This is a genomic window from Rhodococcus sp. 27YEA6 (genome assembly GCF_044908235.1).
Classification (GTDB): Bacteria; Actinomycetota; Actinomycetes; order Mycobacteriales; family Mycobacteriaceae; genus Rhodococcus_F; species Rhodococcus_F qingshengii.
Map to the genome: position 1 here is coordinate 139,729 of NZ_JBIYCY010000006.1, position 16,372 is coordinate 156,100.

Consider the following 16,372-nt stretch of genomic DNA (forward strand, 5'->3'; position numbering starts at 1 on the left):
CGTGTCAGATCTTGACTACCTTCGACGTCGGGATCGGGTGCGAGTCCGCCTTGATCCAGCGCAGCGCCCATGTCCCCTCGGCATGCGAATCGGTGTCGATCCAGTTGCCATAACCCGGATCCTTCGCCGCCACGACGATTGTCATGGTGCCGTCGTCGTTGAGCTTCGCGGTGTGATTGTTGATGTAGATGTTCGTGCGGATGTAGTCGAGGGACTCGACCCAGAAGTTCTGCAGCACGAAGTTGAAGTACTCGCAGTTCGGAACCTCGGTCTCGATGACCCACGCCTCGTCCTCGGCGAGCTTCCAGTAACCGTGGAAGTAGAAGATCGTCGGATCGCCGCCGGCATCCTGGAAGTAGTCCTGTCCCCAGTCGAAGATCTCGTTGGTGTGCGGCTGGAATTTGCGCGACCATTCCAGGAAGGTCTCCGCCATCCCCTTCACGATCCCGACGGACTTGGTGAGGCGCTCGCCGATCTCTTCCGGAGTCAACGGGACGAACTCCCCGTCCGGGTTCAGGCATTCGATGGTCAGATCACCGATGACCTCGTTGCGCCGATCCTGGTGAGTTTGCCGAACGGAGATGAGGTTGCTGTCGGGCGCCAAAGGCAGCCAAGCGCCCTCATCGGGCTTGTCGACGCTCGCGATGAACTCGAAACGGCCGTTCTCGTCGACCTCGAGGTCGTGGATATGCAGATCGCCGGTCTGCAGCATGGTGCCGTCGATGTGGTACCGATTTACGCGCGAGCCGAAGGTGATCAGCGGGACGGTGCCTCGGGTGCCGATGATCCGGTAGTTGTACTTACCGGAAATGTTGGCGCGCATGTAGACGTTGTCCGGGTTGTCGGCACCGATCTTCGTCATCATGTTCGGGTTCGGAGCCGACGAGAACTGCGGCCACCGTGGATCGGTGTACTCGACACAGTTGATCGTGCCGTACCGAAGCAACCGACTCAGGTAGCGGACGCCCTCGGCTTGAGTCAGCGGATCCTGAGGGACGATCTCGTCTTCCAGGACCTTTCCGACCTCGAGCAGATCTGCGCAGAACTTTTCCCAAACAGCATTCATGTGAATCTCCTTGTTTCGGTTGGGGCTTCGCCCTGTGCGCCTTTTTGGTAGTCGGCACTACCAAAAAGGCGCACAGGGCCGGAGGCCTTCAGGATGTGGTGGCGAACTTCGCTTCGACGTCGGCAGCGCTCACGCCGAAATCCTCGAGCGAATAGCGATGCGACGGACGACGGTGCTCGGCAAGGCTGGCCTGATGCGACGCCTCCACCGCGGCGCGGGCGTCGTCTGTGAAGGGCAGGGCGAACTGTGCATAGATCTTCTCGACGGTGCCGACCGCATCGGCGATGAAGTCCTTGTAGTCGACGTCGATGAACTGATCGGGGTTGTAACGGCTACGGGCATTGTTGAAGTTCGCATTCCCTCGCGCCCACAACTCCAGTTGCGTGCGCCCGATGGCCGGACGATCGAAGGCCCTCGACATGTCGTGTCCGCCCTGCTCTACGAGGCTGAAGGTGGACGCCATCGATGTCAACGGGTCCCGGAAGGTCCGAACGAACAGTGCATCCGGATAGACCGACATGATCTCGTCGATCGCGAAGACATGGCTCGGGCTTTTGAGCACCCACCGTCTGTCCTGGTCGTGCAGCCCGATCAACTGCAGGTTCTTCTTGTGCCGCGCATATGTTTCGGTCCAGTCCTGCTCCGCCAGCCACCGGGTGTAACTCGGCACGTACGCCACCGTCTCGAACGCGGTCGAGAGCATCGTCTGCTGCAGCAGCCGCCAGCATTCCTCGACCTCCTCCGCCCCCATGAAATGAACCTTCATCAGGTCTGCCTCGTTACGCTGGCGAGCACGGTAGAAGGCGTCGGAGCGAACGTAATCTTCGTTCTCCGACCACTTGTCGCGCTCGGGGCGCGGCTGCGGCGTCTCGGCGAGCCACATCTCGGCGCCCTGATGCGCTGGGTCGGCACCGAGCAAGCGGTGCAGCGCGGTGCTGCCGGTGCGGGTCAACCCGACCACGAAGATCGGGCGTTCGATCGGAACATCTACGTGCTCTGGATATTTCGCGAATCCGGCCTCACTGGTCAGGCGACCCGCGAGCGCTCCGACGATCATCTTGCGAGCGATCACCTTGCCGTGAGGAGTGAGGTCGGCCTCGTTCTGGAACGACTCGAGGAGAACTCGAAGTCCTTCGAGATAGCTTTCGCTGCCGAAGTTTTCGTACCCGGCCGCCTCGCGCGCAGCCTGGTGCAGGTCATCGATGGAACCGATGCCGTCGTAATCCTGTGTCATGGCTAGTCCTTGTATGAGTTGATCAGTGGTGCGTGTGACCGCAGTTGACGTCGAGACATTGCCCTGTGATGGCCCTGGCTGAATCGGACAGGAGGAAGACGACAGCGTTTGCGATGTCATCTGGCTCCGGCAATCGGCGCAGATCGGCGCCCGCTGCGATCTCGTCGTAGATCACCTTGGGGTCGACTCCTGCCGCCGCCGCCTTCTTCTCGAACATGTTCTTGACCGAGTCCGCCCAGATATAGCCGGGAGCAACCGAATTGACTCGAACGCCCTTGGGACCGAGATCGATCGACAAACTGCGTGCCATTGCCAGGAGCCCGGATTTCATGATGCGGTAGGCCCCGAACCCGGGAAGCTGGTTGCGCAACACCATGGACGTGACCATCACGACGGACCCGTGCGACTCGATCAATGCCGGAGCAAATTCTCTGGTGACGTTCAACGCCGCGAGCAAGTTGATGTCGATGCCCGACTGGATGGACACCACGTCGGCGTCCAGGAGCGGGACCTGCGCGGGTTGAACAAATGCGTTGTTCACCAAGCAATGCACCGCACCGAACTCAGCGACAGTTGTCTCCGCCAACGAAGCGATCGAATCGACGTCGGTGAGGTTCGTCGGTACGGCCAACGCGATTCCGCCGCGGTCTCGAATCTCCCTTGCCACCGATTCCAAGCGCTCGGGTGTGCGGGCAGCCAGAACAACCTTCGCTCCGGCCGCCGCACTCTGCAGCGCAATCGAACGACCCAGCGCCGGGCCCACTCCCGAGACGACGACAACCTTGCCTGCCAGCAGGCCCTGATGGGTCAGCACAGCGCCTGCGGATCGAGAACAACACTCAGGGAGATGATCTTGCCGTTCTCGTCGAACTCGAACACGTCGGTGGCAGCGAAGTCAGGGATACCGGCGCGCTGCACCCGAAGCTGCATCGCTGCGTACTTTCCCGTCACCGAAATCGGACCGAGCAGGCTGACTGTGAAATCGACCTGCGCGTTCGCGGTATCGAATTCGCGAATCTCGTCGATGCCGCGGTAGGTCTTGACCCCCAGCGGTTCGTGTTGAACTGCGTCGGGCGCAAACAGCGCAACCAGTCCGTCGACGTCGTGACTTCCGAGACACTTGACGTAATCTTCTACGGCAGAAACTATTTCAGCCCTGTCAGGCATGGATGCTCCTCGTGTTCAGGCGGATCAAGAAATGGTTCCGCGGGCGCGGAGATGGTCGACGATCGCGATCGCAGCGTCCTCGGTCGTCGTGACACTGGTGTCGATGTGAATGTCAGGGTTCTGCGGCGGTTCGTACGGCGAATCGATTCCGGTGAAGTTCACCAACTCGCCCCGTCGAGCCTTCTTGTACAGACCCTTGGGATCTCGCTCCTCTGCGACGGCAAGAGCGGTGTCGACGAAGATTTCGACGAACTGTTCGTCGCCGATCAATTCGCGGGCGGCATGACGCTCGGCCTCGAACGGTGAAATGAAGGACGCGAGCACGATCAGACCGGCGTCCGCCATCAGTCGGGTGACCTCGGTGACGCGACGGATGTTCTCGACGCGGTCGGCTTCGGTGAATCCGAGGTCTCGATTCAGCCCGTGACGGACGTTGTCTCCGTCGAGGAGGTAGGTGTGCGCGCCGAGTGCGTGCAGTTGACGCTCGACATCGTTCGCGATGGTCGACTTTCCCGAACCGGAGAGACCGGTGAACCACAGAACTGCGGGTTGGTGTCCCTTGAGCCTGGTGTGCGCGGCCTCGTCGACGTCGACGGATTGCCAGTGAATGTTGTCCGATCGACGCAGCGAGTGCGTGATCATGCCCGCACCGACAGTGCCGTTGGTAAGGCGGTCGATGAGGATGAAGCTACCGGTGTCACGGTTGCCGACGTACGGGTCGAACGGGACCGGTCGATCGAAACTGAGGTTGCAGACACCGATTTCGTTGAGCGCGAGAGTAGTCGTTGCGGTCTTCTCGAGAGTGTTGACGTTGATCTTGTGTTTCGGTTTGGTGATGCGCGCAGTGACTGTGACGGTACCGATCTGGCACAGGAACGGCCGTTCGGGCAGCATGGGAGCCTCACCCATCCAGACGATGCAGGCCTCGAACTGATCGGCTACGGCCGGCGGATTGTCGCCGATGGACAGCACATCACCGCGACTGATGTCGATCTCGTCGGCGAGCGTGATGGTGACCGAGCGGCCCGCACCGGCAACGTCGAGGTCGCCACCCATGGTCACGATGCGCTCGACTGTGGACGTCTTTCCACTGGGGAGCACGCGGATGGGATCTCCGGGAGATACGGTGCCGGAAACGATCTGGCCGGAGAATCCGCGGAAGTCGAGGTCCGGCCGGTTGACCCACTGCACCGGCATCCGGAACGGAGCCGCGGCGGCAGCATCGTCGATGTCCACGCTTTCGAGATGCTCGATCAGGCTTGGTCCGGAGTACCACGGGGTATTCGCACTGCGCTCGGTGAGATTGTCACCCATGTATGCCGACATCGGGATGGCGACGAACCCGTCCAGACCGATCTCGTGAGCGAACTCTGCATAATCCGCGGTAATGGCATCGAAGACCTCTTGCGAGTAGTCGACGAGGTCGAGTTTGTTCACGGCAAGCACCACGTGCTTGATCCCCAGCAACGACACCAGATACGAGTGCCGGCGGGTCTGGGTCAGTATCCCCTTGCGGGAATCGACAAGGATCACAGCAAGATCGGCGGTCGACGCGCCCGTCACCATGTTTCGGGTGTACTGCTCGTGCCCCGGAGTATCGGCGACGACGAACTTGCGTCGCTCGGTCGTGAAGTATCGGTAGGCGACGTCGATCGTGATGCCCTGCTCACGTTCGGCGGCGAGGCCGTCGACCAGGAGCGCGAAATCGAGCCCCTCCCCCTGGGTTCCGCTCTTGCGCGAATCGGCTTCGAGCGCCGTCAACTGGTCGTCGAAGACGAGTTTCGATTCGTAGAGCAGACGGCCGATCAAGGTGCTCTTGCCGTCGTCGACGCTGCCGCACGTGATGAATCGCAGCATGCTCTTGTTTGCATGACGTTCGAGGTACGCCTCGATGTCGTCAGCGATCAGATCCGAGGAAACAGTCATCAGAAGTACCCCTCTTGCTTCTTCTTTTCCATCGACGCGCTGGAGTCGTGGTCGATGACCCGTCCCTGGCGTTCGGAAGTGGTGGTGAGCAACATTTCCGAGATGATCTCGGTCAGGCTCGTTGCGGTCGATTCGACGGCTCCGGTCAGCGGGTAGCAGCCGAGGGTGCGGAAACGAACGCTCTTGAGTTCCGGGGTCTCTCCCGGCAGTAACGGCATCCGGTCGTCGTCGACCATGATCAGCGCACCGTCCCGCTCGACGACGGGCCGCTTGTCGGCGAAATACAGCGGAACGATCGGAATCTCTTCCTGGCGTATGTATTCCCACACATCCAGCTCGGTCCAGTTCGAGAGGGGGAAGACGCGCAGGCTCTCGCCCGGCGCTTTGCGGACGTTGTACATCCGCCACAGTTCCGGTCGCTGCCGCTTGGGATCCCAACGGTGCGCAGCTGATCGGATCGAGAAGATGCGTTCCTTGGCGCGGGATTTTTCTTCGTCACGTCGGGCGCCGCCGAATGCAGCGTCGAACTTGTAGTGATCGAGGGCTTGTTTGAGGCCTTCGGTCTTCCACATATCGGTATGGACAGCGCTGCCGTGAGTGAACGGGTTGATCCCCTGCTTCACGCAGTCCGGGTTGGTGTGGACGATCAGATCGAGATCGCCTGCAGCAGCGGTACTGTCACGAAGTTTGTACATTTCACGGAACTTCCACGTGGTATCGACGTGCAGAAGCGGAAACGGCAGCTTCGACGGATAGAAGGCCTTGCGCGCCAGATGCAGCATCACGGCGGAGTCCTTGCCCACCGAGTACAACATCACCGGGTTCTCGCTCTGGGCAACAGCTTCACGCATGATGTGAATGCTCTCGGCTTCGAGTCGTTCGAGGTGCGTCAGTGTCGCGGTCATCGGCCCAGTTCCTCCAGTGCTTTCGGGGCGAGTTCGGGTCGGCAGATCAGCAGATCCGGCAACCACGGGTTTTCCTGGTTGTAGCGCAGTTCGCTGCCATCGATACGCGAAACATGCAGTCCCGCAGCACGTGCGACAGCAACGGGCGCCGCCGAATCCCACTCGTACTGTCCGCCCGCATGTGCATAGATGTCTGCCTCACCCGAGACGACCGCCATTGCTTTGGCTCCGGCGGATCCCATTTCGATCAACTCCGCGCCCATCGAGTCGGCCATGCGCATGACCGGTTCCGGACGACGCGTCCGCGATACGACGACTCGAACCGGCGTCGCGGCATCCCGTTCGGTTCGATCATCGCTGCTCGAATAGGTGACGCCAAGGGCAGGCATTGCGACCGCACCCGTTGTGAGGACACCGTTTTCGGTCAGTGCAACATGAACGGCCCAGTCCGGTCGTCCGGCCTCGCCGTACTCACGGGTGCCGTCGAGAGGGTCGACGATCCACACCCGATCCGCAGCCAGCCTCGCGAGGTCGTCAGCCCCTTCCTCCGACAGCACTGCATCCGCAGGAAAGCGTCGGGCAAGTTCGGCGACGATGAATTCGTGACTGAGCCGATCGGCCGCGTTCTTGAAAGTCGCGACGTCACCGTCGTTTTCGCCGAGGGATTTCCGATGGTCGAGCAGAAGTTCTCCAGCCGCAGCGGCGATGTCGATCGCCGCGCGTTCATCGTTAGTGCGTGTCATAGGTACTCCACAACTGTGTAGACCTCCCGATCGATACGGGAAGAAAGGTCAGGCCGACCGCAGAGTGTCCAGCACTTTGCACTGGCCTCGATGTGGTCTGCGCCATACCGTAACACCAGAATGAACGATGTTCATTCTATTTCGAACAATGTTCATTCTATGATCTGAGTCACATCAAATTCTGGACGGCGCTCGACAACGAACAGTGTTCGATGTGAATTGAGGATGCCGACCACCGCGACTACGGTGATCAAATGAGCAGTACCAGCAGCAAGTCGATCTACGGCGACGCCGAAGTGCGTCGACGCCGAACTCTCGACGCGGCGATCTCGCTTCTGGACGAAGGAGGCTACTCCGCGCTCACGATCCGCGCTGTCGCCAAACGAGCCGGCACCAGCACTGGCCTGATCTACCAGTACTTCGTCGACAAGCAGGACATCTTCGCCGCCCTCCTCAGCGAAAGTCAGCTGGAAATGGCGGACTTCGTGAACTCGCTCCCTCGCGAGCAGGGACTGAGCGCCTTACTCGAGTCCATGATTTCCGAGTTTGCTCGGCACTGGGCACGGGTGGGTCGACTCACCACCACTTGGCGCGACATCGAAGGCATGGCCGGGTCCGACCGAGAAAGCATGCGGGAACTTCACGCATCCGTAGCGGTCTACAACTCGGCATTGATTCGAGCGCTCACCGAATCTGCTGCAGCCGAAGGGAGCCGGTTGATCGACGACCCCGCGTTGATCCATCTCGTGCTCTCCGGACTCAAAGGCCTGTCGGACACCATCGTCATCAACATCGCCAAAGAAGTCACACCCGAGTACTTCGTGAGCTTCTCCGCCCGGGCGCTCGCGCGGTCCATCACGGAGTGACGGACCGACACCTTACGAACGAACGAGGCGAGCGATGGCCGCCTGAGCTTCCTTGATCTTGACGTCCGCTTCCGGACCACCCTGCTTGGCAGCTTCGACGACGCAACCCGCAAGGTGGGCGTCGAGAAGCTTCAGGGACACGGACTGCAACGCGCTCGTCGCGGCGGATACCTGGGTGAGCACGTCGATGCAGTACCGGTCGTCTGCGACCATGCGTGAAATTCCGGCTACCTGACCTTCGATACGACGAAGGCGCTTGAGCAGATCGTCCTGCTCGGGGCTGTAACTACTCATACCGCAACTATACCCCCTACCCGTATGAGGGCTACTGCGATGCGACGAAGCCCACCCGGACGCGGCGCACGACATCGATGGCCATCAGCCCCGCAACCAGAATCGACAACCCGGCGCCCGAGATCCAGAGACCGTCGTAGTGCGTGCTCTCGAACGGTGGAGCGCCCTCCAGTATCGGTCCGAAGTCGGACGTCGTCGTACCCGCTCGCCAGCACACGACCGCCAGAATCGTTGCGGCGACGATACCGAGTACACCGATCCACGTCTTCACGTCGACACGCGGGGATGGCTGTGGCTCAGTCATCGGCAGACCCGTCCGGTTCGACACCAACCACAACGACCTGACTCAACGCCTCGCGAAGTGCCTGATCGTCCTTTGCCCACGCCCGCACCAATCCCCCGGTGGTCAAACGTAAGCCGATACCGTGCCGACGCCTGGGCACTCCGGACAGCTCACCGAGCGCGCGTGCCGTTTCCCACGGTTCCATTTCGTCCTCGTAGGCAGCGTCGTCGGACTCCGGGAACACCTCGGCGATCTCGGTGATCGGCACCTCTTCGGTTCCCTGACGCAACGTGGTCGCGGTCAGAAGTACGCTCGCGTGCCGCCGTGCTGCGATCACCTGCACGTAGACCAATCCGGTGAGGATCACGGCGAACATCGCCAGACCGAACCAATGCACCACCGGGCCGGTGAACAGTTCGATGACCAAGGCGATCAGGCAGAAGATCGGACCGAACGCGATGGCCCACCACCGAGAACCCGGTTCGTAGTACAGAACGTCCGGGCCGATTTCCGGCGCGCGATCAGCCACGGGCAAACCAACTTCGGGTGGTGTCGCGGTAGATCGCGACGCAGGCACAGATCAGCATGACGGGAACAACCAGCGCGAGCACGGTACTGATCCCGGCGACGACCAGCGCGATCTGCAGCACCGCGAACACTCCGGACACGATCACCAGGATCCGTCGGCACAACGCCCTTCCGGCGCGAGTGGGACCGGCGAGGCCGCCGATCGCGAGGCCGGTCAACAGCAGAACCAGCCCTGACACCCGCACGAAGGTGACGTAGATGTCGATGTTTCCGGCCGAAACGCCTTGATCGGTGAACTGCTCACGCAACGAATACGAAGCGCTGGTGACATTGATCAGGCCGAAGAGTATGAGCAGGAACGCGCTGGCGATCCACAGCCAGAATGCTGCCTCGACAGCCGTCGGGCGCCTGACCTTCGTAGAGATACTCACGGGTTCAAGTGTGCGCTATCCGCTGACGATGCCCGGAATCATGAGCATCAGGAGTGTCACCAGAACAGAGGCTCCGAGGATCGCGAACAAGATCACTTCGGTGCGTGAACCACGTTGGCGCAGTGGCGCGTCGTGGGTGCTTTCCGTACGCAGGGCTTCCTGAGAACTCATCGCGTCCGACCTCTCCCCTACTACTTCAGTGACCCGTTTCACAGTACCCCGAGCTACCTACCGGTTCCCCGCCGGGGGGAAACGAAGAAAGTACGGATTGGACTCTTTTCGGTGCATCATCACGATCGCCCCGACAGCAGCAACTGCCTGCAGGATTTCCGCTCCGCCGAACAGCAGAGTGGCCGCGCCGCCGTCTCCGCCGAGCCCGAAGATCACCGGGATCGCGGAGACCAGCATGAAGACGCCACAGAACGTCAGCAACATTCGAGCCCAGTTCTTGCCGCGACTCATCGCGCGCACGAACAGAAGGAACACGGCGGTGACGATCACGACCAAAACCGCAGAGAATACGATGACCAGTGGGAACATGCCCTCCACGTCGGAACGCGTCAGACCGGCGTCGACAGCTGCCTGATTTCTGAGCATCTCGTCGACGAACATCGACTTCTGCCCGAGCAGCATCCAGATCATCGCGCCGCCCTGGACCAACCCGAGCGCCGTCACAGCCCACCACAACTGAATCGCAGTCACGACGTCCGTCGGCGGCTCGGGTTTCGGCGCAGGTCCCGGGTATCCGTTGTAACCGGGGCCGTATCCCGGGATCTGACCCGTCGGCATCGGTCCGAGTTCGCGGTACGGCTGATTCTCGAACGGCTGGTTCTCGTAGGGAGGTTCCCGGCGGGGCGGTTCCTGGCGCGACGGCGGCCACTGCTCGGTCATGACACCAGCGTATCGGTCGATACCGGCGCAGCCACCATGCGTGACTCCGTCACAGCCATCCGGCAACTTCCGACGCCCAGTAGGTGAGGAGCACGTCGGCACCGGCGCGGCGAATGCTGATGAGCGATTCGAGAATCGCCGCGTCCCGATCGATCCACCCGTTCTGCGCGGCCGCAGTGATCATCGAGTACTCCCCCGAGATCTGGTACGCAGCGACCGGAACCGGGGACCGGTCGGCGGTCTCACGCAGAATGTCCAGGTAGGACATTGCAGGCTTGACCATCACCATGTCGGCGCCCTCGGCGACGTCGAGGTCTACCTCGCGCATCGACTCGCGGCGATTGGCGCCGTCCTGCTGATACGTACGACGGTCGCCTTGCAGTGAGGATCCGACGGCTTCACGGAACGGCCCGTAGAACGCTGACGCATATTTCGCGGCATAGGCGAGCTGGCCGACATCGACATACCCCGAAGCATCGAGTGCACCACGGATCGCAGCCACCTGACCGTCCATCATGCCGCTGGGTCCGAGCAGGTGCGCACCCGATTCAGCTTGCGCGAGAGCCATTTCGACGTATCGGATCAAGGTCGCGTCGTTGTCGACAGCGCCGCCGGCAGTCAACACGCCGCAGTGGCCGTGATCGGTGAACTCGTCGAGGCAGGTATCTGCCATGATGACCGTCGAATCGCCGAGTTCGTCTGCCAGAGCGCGCAATCCGACATTGAGGATTCCGTCGGGATCGGAGGCACCGGACCCCTGGGGATCCTTGTCCTCCGCCTTCGGAACACCGAAGAGCATCAGGCCACCGACGCCGGCTTCCACCGCTTCCACTGCTGCGGACCGCAGCGAATCGAGGGTGTGCTGGAAAACGCCTGGCATGGAACTGATCTCACGCGGTGCGTCGATGCCGTCGGCGACGAACATCGGCAAAACGAGGTGCCGGGGTTCGAGCGAGGTCTCTGCCACGAGTCGCCGGAGCGCAGGAGTGCGCCGGAGCCGGCGAGGGCGATGAGTGGGAAACACGAGAAGTAGCCCTCCTTCGTCGGAACCTGTGAGCGGTTGAGGAGTCCACAGACTCCTCAACCCCTCACGGATGCGCTAGCGCCTTCGAGACTTCTTGCGCGGGGGCGGCAAAGCACCTTCGGCGCGCAGACGAGCAGCATGCTCGGCGAGAGCCTCCACCAGCGGTCCCACCTGCGAGGTCTCGGGCTGCACGTCGACGCGCAGACCGAACTCGATAGCGGTTTCGGCCGTCTTCGGGCCGATGCACGCGACCAACGTGCGGGCGTGCGGCTTGCCGGCGATGCCGACGAGGTTGCGCACGGTCGAGGACGAGGTGAAGCAGACGGCGTCGAATCCACCGGTCTTGATCATCTCGCGGGTCTCGGCCGGCGGCGGCGCTGCCCGGACGGTGCGGTAGGCGGTGACGTCGTCGATCTCCCAACCGCGTTCGCGCAGGCCCTCTGCGAGGGTTTCGGTCGCAATGTCCGCCCGCGGCAACAGAACCCGGTTGACCGGATCGAAAACGTCGTCGTACGGGGCGAATTCGGCCAACAGGCCTTCGCTGGACTGCTCACCGGTCGGGATCAGCTCGGGGTTGATGCCGAACGAGCGCACCTTGGCTGCGGTTGCTTCACCGATGCAGGCGATCTTCACACCGGAGAAGGCGCGAGCGTCGAGGCCGAACTCTTCGAACTTCTCCCACACTGCGCGAACAGCATTGGTGGAAGTGAAGACGACCCACTGGTAGCGACCGTCGACGAGTCCCTTGACCGAACGCTCCATCTGAGCCGGGCTGCGAGGCGGCTCGACGGCGATGGTCGGAACCTCGATCGGGATCGCTCCGTGAGTGACCAGACGGTCGCTCATCTCGCCGGCCTGATCCTTGGTGCGCGGCACGAGGACGGTCCAGCCGTACAGAGCGCGCGATTCCCACCACGACATCTTGTTGCGCTGCGCGACAACCTTGCCGACGGTGACGATGAGCGAGCCCACCAGTTCGGATCCGGCTTCGTTGAGCGTCGCGAGAGTTGCCTCGACGGTTCGCTGCTGACGAGTGGTACCGCGGACGGTGATCGCAGCAGGCGTCTGCGGGGCCAAGCCGTTCTCGACCAGCGCGCTGGCGGTCTCGGCGAGATGTCCGGACGTCGCGTGCAGGACAAGCGGTCCCGGTGCAGCGGCCAGAGCAGCCCAGTCGACTTCACCGCGAACGTCGGCCTCGGTGTGACCCGAGCCGAGCGCCATGCCGGCGTAGCTCGGCACAGCCGAACCGGAAGGCAGACCCGGGAGAACCTCGAACTGAACCTGCGTGCGGGCGACTGCGGTGACCTCTGCGATCACGGAATCCGTGGTCAGCGGGTCGCCGGAGACCAGACGCACGACGTCGTGGCCGTTCTTGGCCTCGTGCACCAATGTCTTTGCAACCTCGGCAGGCTCGCCGAGTGCCGGACGCACGTCCGCGATCAGCTCGCCGGTCTCCTCGTCGCGGCCCATGTCGATGCCGACGAGTGCGACGACGCCCTTGTCTACATCCGGATCGGTGAATGCCATTGCGGCGCCGGTGAGGACGTCACGTGCGCGAACGGTGAGCAGGGCGGGGTCGCCCGGTCCCGATCCCACGAACAGGATCCGTCCGGGAGTGTTCTTTCGGACTCGGGTCATCGGTGATTCTCCAGTGCGCTGTATCGAAATGGGAACTTGGTGCAAGTGCAAAGTGGGGCGTCAAACATCGGCTGCCTCGCCTGTAGTCACGTTCATCAACTCGCGGGCGCCGAGTTCGAGTAACTCGCGCGCTACCGCTCGGCCGAGTTCCTCGGCCTTGTCCGGCGCACCCACGGCGCCGGTACGGATGACGTCCGAACCGTCGATGGCGGCTGCGCAGCCGCGTACCGACAGTTCGTCGAAGATTCTGCCGTCGTCGTCGAGGGATTCGACGATCTCCGCGATCGCTCCCACCGGAGCGGTGCAGCCGGCTTCCAACTCGGCGAGCAGGGCGCGCTCGGCCGTAACTGCCGCCCGGGTACCCGCGTCGTCGTGCTCGGCGAGGATCGCCGCCAATTCCGCATTGGCAGAGAGGCATTCGACGGCCAGAGCACCCTGCGCCGGAGCGGGGAGCATCTGCACGGGCTCGATATTCTCGGTGATGAGATCGAGCAGGCCGATACGGGACAGGCCGGCGCGAGCGAGGATCACGGCGTCGAGTTCACCGGATTCGACTTTGCCGAGACGGCGCTGCAGGTTGCCCCGCAACGGCACGATGTCGAGGCCGAGACCGAGTGCCTTCAGCTGCGAAACACGGCGCGGCGCCGAGGTTCCCACCTTGGAACCGGCCGGAAGCTCCCCGAGGACCAGACCGTCACGGGCGACGAGCGCGTCACGCGGATCTTCGCGTGGCGGAATCGCCGCGATGACGAAACGCGGGTCCTGCGCGGTCGGTAAGTCCTTGTAGGAATGCACCGCAACGTCGACGCGGTTGTCCAGCAAGGCTTCTCGAAGCTCTGCCGTGAACACTCCGACGCCGATCTTCTGGACGGGATCGGTGGACTGGTCGCCCTTGGTCTTGATGATGACCAACTCGGCGGGATGTCCGGCCGCAATGAGGGCATCGCGCACGGTACCGGCCTGCGTGGTCGCGAGAAGACTTCCGCGAGTGCCGATCCGCAGCGGGCTCCCCGATCGAGGGGTGGTGACGCTCATGCCTGCAGGTCCCTTCCAGTGCGGTCGCCGTCCACCAGATCGGTGGGTGTGGCCACGGCCGCGGGAGATCCGGGGCTGAGTTCGAAGAGTTCGCGCAGCGCTGCTGCGTAGGAGTCGCCGCCGGGGGCCGACGCGAGTTGCTTGACGCGCACGGTCGGGGCGTGGAGCAGCTTGTCCACGACGCGTCGCACGGTGCGTGCAACCTCGTCGCGCTGCGGATCGTCCAGGCCGGGCAGACGCGAATCGAGTCGCATCAGTTCGGCTTCGACGACGTCGGCGGCGCGCTGACGCAAAGCCGTCACGGTCGGAGTGACCTCCGCGAGGCGCTGTCCGGCAAGGTAGGTCGCAAGCTCGCCGGCGACGATGGTGCGTGCGGCATCTGCGTCAGAGGCGGCGGCGCCTGCCGCTGGATCACGCTGCAGCGTCTCCATGTCGAGAACGGTCACACCCGGCAGGCCGGCGACGGCGGGATCGATGTCGCGCGGCAGCCCGAGGTCGCAGATGACGAGGTGCTTGGTGTTGTCGCGATCGGGCTCGGCGAGTGCGCGGTGCACATCCGCCAGGGTGACCACTGCCCCGACCGCGCCGGTACAGGTGACCATGACATCTGCCTGCGCCATCGCGGCCGAAAGCTGATCGAAGGCAACACCGTCGGCGTCGACGCCGTTGGAGCGTGCCGTCTCTGCCAGGTGCTCGGCGCGTTCCTGTGTCCGGTTGACGACGACGATGCGTGCGATTCCGGCGCGGGTGAGATGCGCAACCGACAGACCGCCCATCGAGCCTGCACCGACAACCACGGCAGTGCGGCCGACCAGGCCGCCCTCACCGATGATGCCCGCTGCACGATCGAGAGCCACCGACACGACTGATGCTCCGGCGGAGTCGATTCCGGTTTCGGAATGCACTCGCTTGCCGACGCGCAGTGCCTGCTGAGCCAGTTCGTGGACGACGCGTCCGGCGGCCTGCTGCGCATCCGAAGATGCGTAGGCCGAACGGATCTGGCCGAGGATCTGCTGTTCGCCGATCACCATGGAATCGAGGCCGCTGGCCACCGCGAAGAGGTGCTCGACGGCTGCTTCGCTGTAGCGGACGTACGCGTGAGCGTGCAGCGCTGTCAGGTCGAGACCCGAATGGTCGGCCAGGATTTCACCGACCTCGGTGAGTGCACCGTGGAACGCGTCCACCACCGCGTAGACCTCCACCCGGTTACAGGTGGAGACGATCATCGCTTCGGAGATGTGCGAAGACGCCAGAAGCTTGTCGATCAGCTTCGGACGATCGGTGTCGGTGACAGCTACTCGCTCGAGCACCGGGACGGGCGCGGTTCGATGCGAGACCCCGACAAGCAGAACACTCACGGCGCGATCACTGATCCGTTTCTTGTCGAACCTGCTCCGACCGGAGCGGGTGAACTGGTGGATGGGACTGACGAAGCGGATGCGGCGTGAGCCACTCGTACTCGCGGCGCGCTGGATGCCTGATCGGCATTGCGCGCACTGTTGAAGGAGAGAACCTGCATCTCGACGGCTAGATCTACACGTCGCAGTTCCACGTGATCGGGAACGTCGAGGGCGATCGGCGAAAAACTCATGATGCAGCGCAGCCCGGCGCTGACGAACTGGTCGCACACGCCCTGAGCTGCCTCGTCCGGTGTGGAGATGACGCCGATGGTCGCATTCAGTTCACGGCAGGCGACGGTCAGTTCCTCGGTACTGCGCACGACGAGATCCCCGACTCTGCTTCCGATTCGATCTGCATCACTGTCGAAGAGTCCGACCATCTCGAAACCGCGGCGGCTGAATCCGCCGTAGCCGACCAGCGCCTTGCCGAGGTTTCCGACTCCGACGAGAACGACCTTGTGCCCACGATCGAGTCCGAGTGCACGCTCGATGCGGATGCGGAGCCTGTTGACGTCGTACCCGACGCCACGGACACCGTTGGGTCCGAGGAACGACAGATCCTTACGCAACTTCGCTGATCCGACACCTGACGCCTGCGCGAGTTCCTCGCTCGAGACGATGGAGGTACCCCGGTCGGACATCACTCCGAGGACCCGCAGGTATGCGGCCAAGCGCGTCACCGTAGCCTGGGGGATGACGCGATCCTGAGCGATCGGGTCGGTAACCGAGGCGCTGGAAGCGTCGGTGACGGAAGAGCCCGCAGCGCCGGTGACGCGCTGAGCCACAGGCTCATGCGTCTGGTGCGGTTCGGTCACGTCGCTGGCTCCTCGTCCGGTCGACACGACTGTCGACCTCCACGATGCTCCGGGGGAATGTTCACACCACGGTAACCGCTTGTGAACCCATGCACAAAGTTGCTCGAGACGGGTTCGATGTGCCGT

The 16,372-nt window shown here is 62.9% G+C and carries 19 protein-coding genes; 1 reads left to right on the forward strand and 18 read right to left on the reverse strand.

Translation table 11 applies throughout. The annotated features are described in order from the left end of the window. Positions 1-4 precede the first annotated feature (4 nt). The 7 genes from ABH939_RS17945 to ABH939_RS17975 form a co-directional block, all read right to left on the reverse strand. Complete coding sequence (locus ABH939_RS17945; RefSeq protein WP_404649911.1) at positions 5-1,066, reverse strand: DUF1214 domain-containing protein; 1,062 nt, start codon at positions 1,064-1,066, stop codon at positions 5-7. Positions 1,067-1,154: 88 nt separating this feature from the next. Further along, entirely contained in the window at positions 1,155-2,300 is a 1,146-nt protein-coding gene (locus ABH939_RS17950) for a sulfotransferase (protein WP_311094558.1), read from the reverse strand. 22 nt (positions 2,301-2,322) lie between these two features. Next, the gene (locus ABH939_RS17955) at positions 2,323-3,114 is read right to left on the reverse strand and encodes an SDR family oxidoreductase (protein WP_064074195.1); all 792 of its coding nucleotides are present in this window, start codon (positions 3,112-3,114) and stop codon (positions 2,323-2,325) included. Beyond that, complete coding sequence (locus tag ABH939_RS17960) at positions 3,108-3,467, reverse strand: nuclear transport factor 2 family protein (protein ID WP_283309987.1); 360 nt, start codon at positions 3,465-3,467, stop codon at positions 3,108-3,110. Before ABH939_RS17960 ends, ABH939_RS17955 begins: the two co-directional genes overlap by 7 nt. A gap of 24 nt (positions 3,468-3,491) precedes the next feature. Next, on the reverse strand, positions 3,492-5,393 hold the full coding sequence (gene cysN, locus ABH939_RS17965) for a sulfate adenylyltransferase subunit CysN (RefSeq protein ID WP_007735300.1): 1,902 nt from the start codon (positions 5,391-5,393) through the stop codon (positions 3,492-3,494). Next, positions 5,393-6,298, reverse strand: coding sequence for a sulfate adenylyltransferase subunit CysD (gene cysD, locus ABH939_RS17970; protein ID WP_042453017.1), 906 nt, complete (start codon positions 6,296-6,298; stop codon positions 5,393-5,395). Before cysD ends, cysN begins: the two co-directional genes overlap by 1 nt. Further along, entirely contained in the window at positions 6,295-7,041 is a 747-nt protein-coding gene (locus ABH939_RS17975; protein WP_064074197.1) for a 3'(2'),5'-bisphosphate nucleotidase CysQ, read from the reverse strand. The genes cysD and ABH939_RS17975 overlap by 4 nt, the downstream gene beginning before the upstream one ends. Positions 7,042-7,295: 254 nt before the next feature. Between ABH939_RS17975 and ABH939_RS17980 the strand changes: the two genes are divergently transcribed. Beyond that, positions 7,296-7,907, forward strand: coding sequence for a TetR/AcrR family transcriptional regulator (locus ABH939_RS17980; protein ID WP_003942004.1), 612 nt, complete (start codon positions 7,296-7,298; stop codon positions 7,905-7,907). 12 nt (positions 7,908-7,919) lie between these two features. On the opposite strand, the gene ABH939_RS17985 is transcribed toward ABH939_RS17980, so the two are convergent. The 11 genes from ABH939_RS17985 to ABH939_RS18035 form a co-directional block, all read right to left on the reverse strand. Then, positions 7,920-8,201: a metal-sensitive transcriptional regulator gene (locus tag ABH939_RS17985; protein WP_003942012.1), complete on the reverse strand. Its 282-nt coding sequence runs from the start codon at positions 8,199-8,201 to the stop codon at positions 7,920-7,922. Positions 8,202-8,232: 31 nt separating this feature from the next. Beyond that, positions 8,233-8,505, reverse strand: coding sequence for a hypothetical protein (locus ABH939_RS17990; protein ID WP_007735305.1), 273 nt, complete (start codon positions 8,503-8,505; stop codon positions 8,233-8,235). Beyond that, a complete protein-coding gene (locus tag ABH939_RS17995) occupies positions 8,498-9,013 on the reverse strand; it encodes a hypothetical protein (protein ID WP_003941872.1) in 516 nt (171 codons plus the stop codon). Before ABH939_RS17995 ends, ABH939_RS17990 begins: the two co-directional genes overlap by 8 nt. Next, on the reverse strand, positions 9,006-9,443 hold the full coding sequence (locus ABH939_RS18000; protein WP_003942066.1) for a hypothetical protein: 438 nt from the start codon (positions 9,441-9,443) through the stop codon (positions 9,006-9,008). The genes ABH939_RS17995 and ABH939_RS18000 overlap by 8 nt, the downstream gene beginning before the upstream one ends. 15 nt (positions 9,444-9,458) lie before the next feature. Next, on the reverse strand, positions 9,459-9,614 hold the full coding sequence (locus ABH939_RS18005) for a hypothetical protein (protein ID WP_003941930.1): 156 nt from the start codon (positions 9,612-9,614) through the stop codon (positions 9,459-9,461). A gap of 57 nt (positions 9,615-9,671) precedes the next feature. Next, positions 9,672-10,334 (reverse strand): hypothetical protein, encoded by a 663-nt coding sequence (locus tag ABH939_RS18010; protein ID WP_003942024.1) that lies wholly within the window; start codon positions 10,332-10,334, stop codon positions 9,672-9,674. Between the two features lie 49 nt (positions 10,335-10,383). Next, positions 10,384-11,358: a porphobilinogen synthase gene (hemB, locus tag ABH939_RS18015; RefSeq protein ID WP_404649912.1), complete on the reverse strand. Its 975-nt coding sequence runs from the start codon at positions 11,356-11,358 to the stop codon at positions 10,384-10,386. A 75-nt stretch (positions 11,359-11,433) separates the two neighbouring features. Then, entirely contained in the window at positions 11,434-12,996 is a 1,563-nt protein-coding gene (locus ABH939_RS18020) for a bifunctional uroporphyrinogen-III C-methyltransferase/uroporphyrinogen-III synthase (protein ID WP_003941969.1), read from the reverse strand. Positions 12,997-13,056: 60 nt separating this feature from the next. Next, positions 13,057-14,031 carry a hydroxymethylbilane synthase gene (hemC, locus tag ABH939_RS18025; protein WP_019744374.1) on the reverse strand — a complete coding sequence of 325 codons (975 nt, stop codon included), beginning with the start codon at positions 14,029-14,031 and terminating at the stop codon, positions 13,057-13,059. Further along, the gene (locus ABH939_RS18030; RefSeq protein WP_003941867.1) at positions 14,028-15,389 is read right to left on the reverse strand and encodes a glutamyl-tRNA reductase; all 1,362 of its coding nucleotides are present in this window, start codon (positions 15,387-15,389) and stop codon (positions 14,028-14,030) included. The genes hemC and ABH939_RS18030 overlap by 4 nt, the downstream gene beginning before the upstream one ends. Beyond that, a complete protein-coding gene (locus ABH939_RS18035; protein ID WP_007735314.1) occupies positions 15,386-16,273 on the reverse strand; it encodes a redox-sensing transcriptional repressor Rex in 888 nt (295 codons plus the stop codon). The genes ABH939_RS18030 and ABH939_RS18035 overlap by 4 nt, the downstream gene beginning before the upstream one ends. Positions 16,274-16,372: the final 99 nt, after the last annotated feature.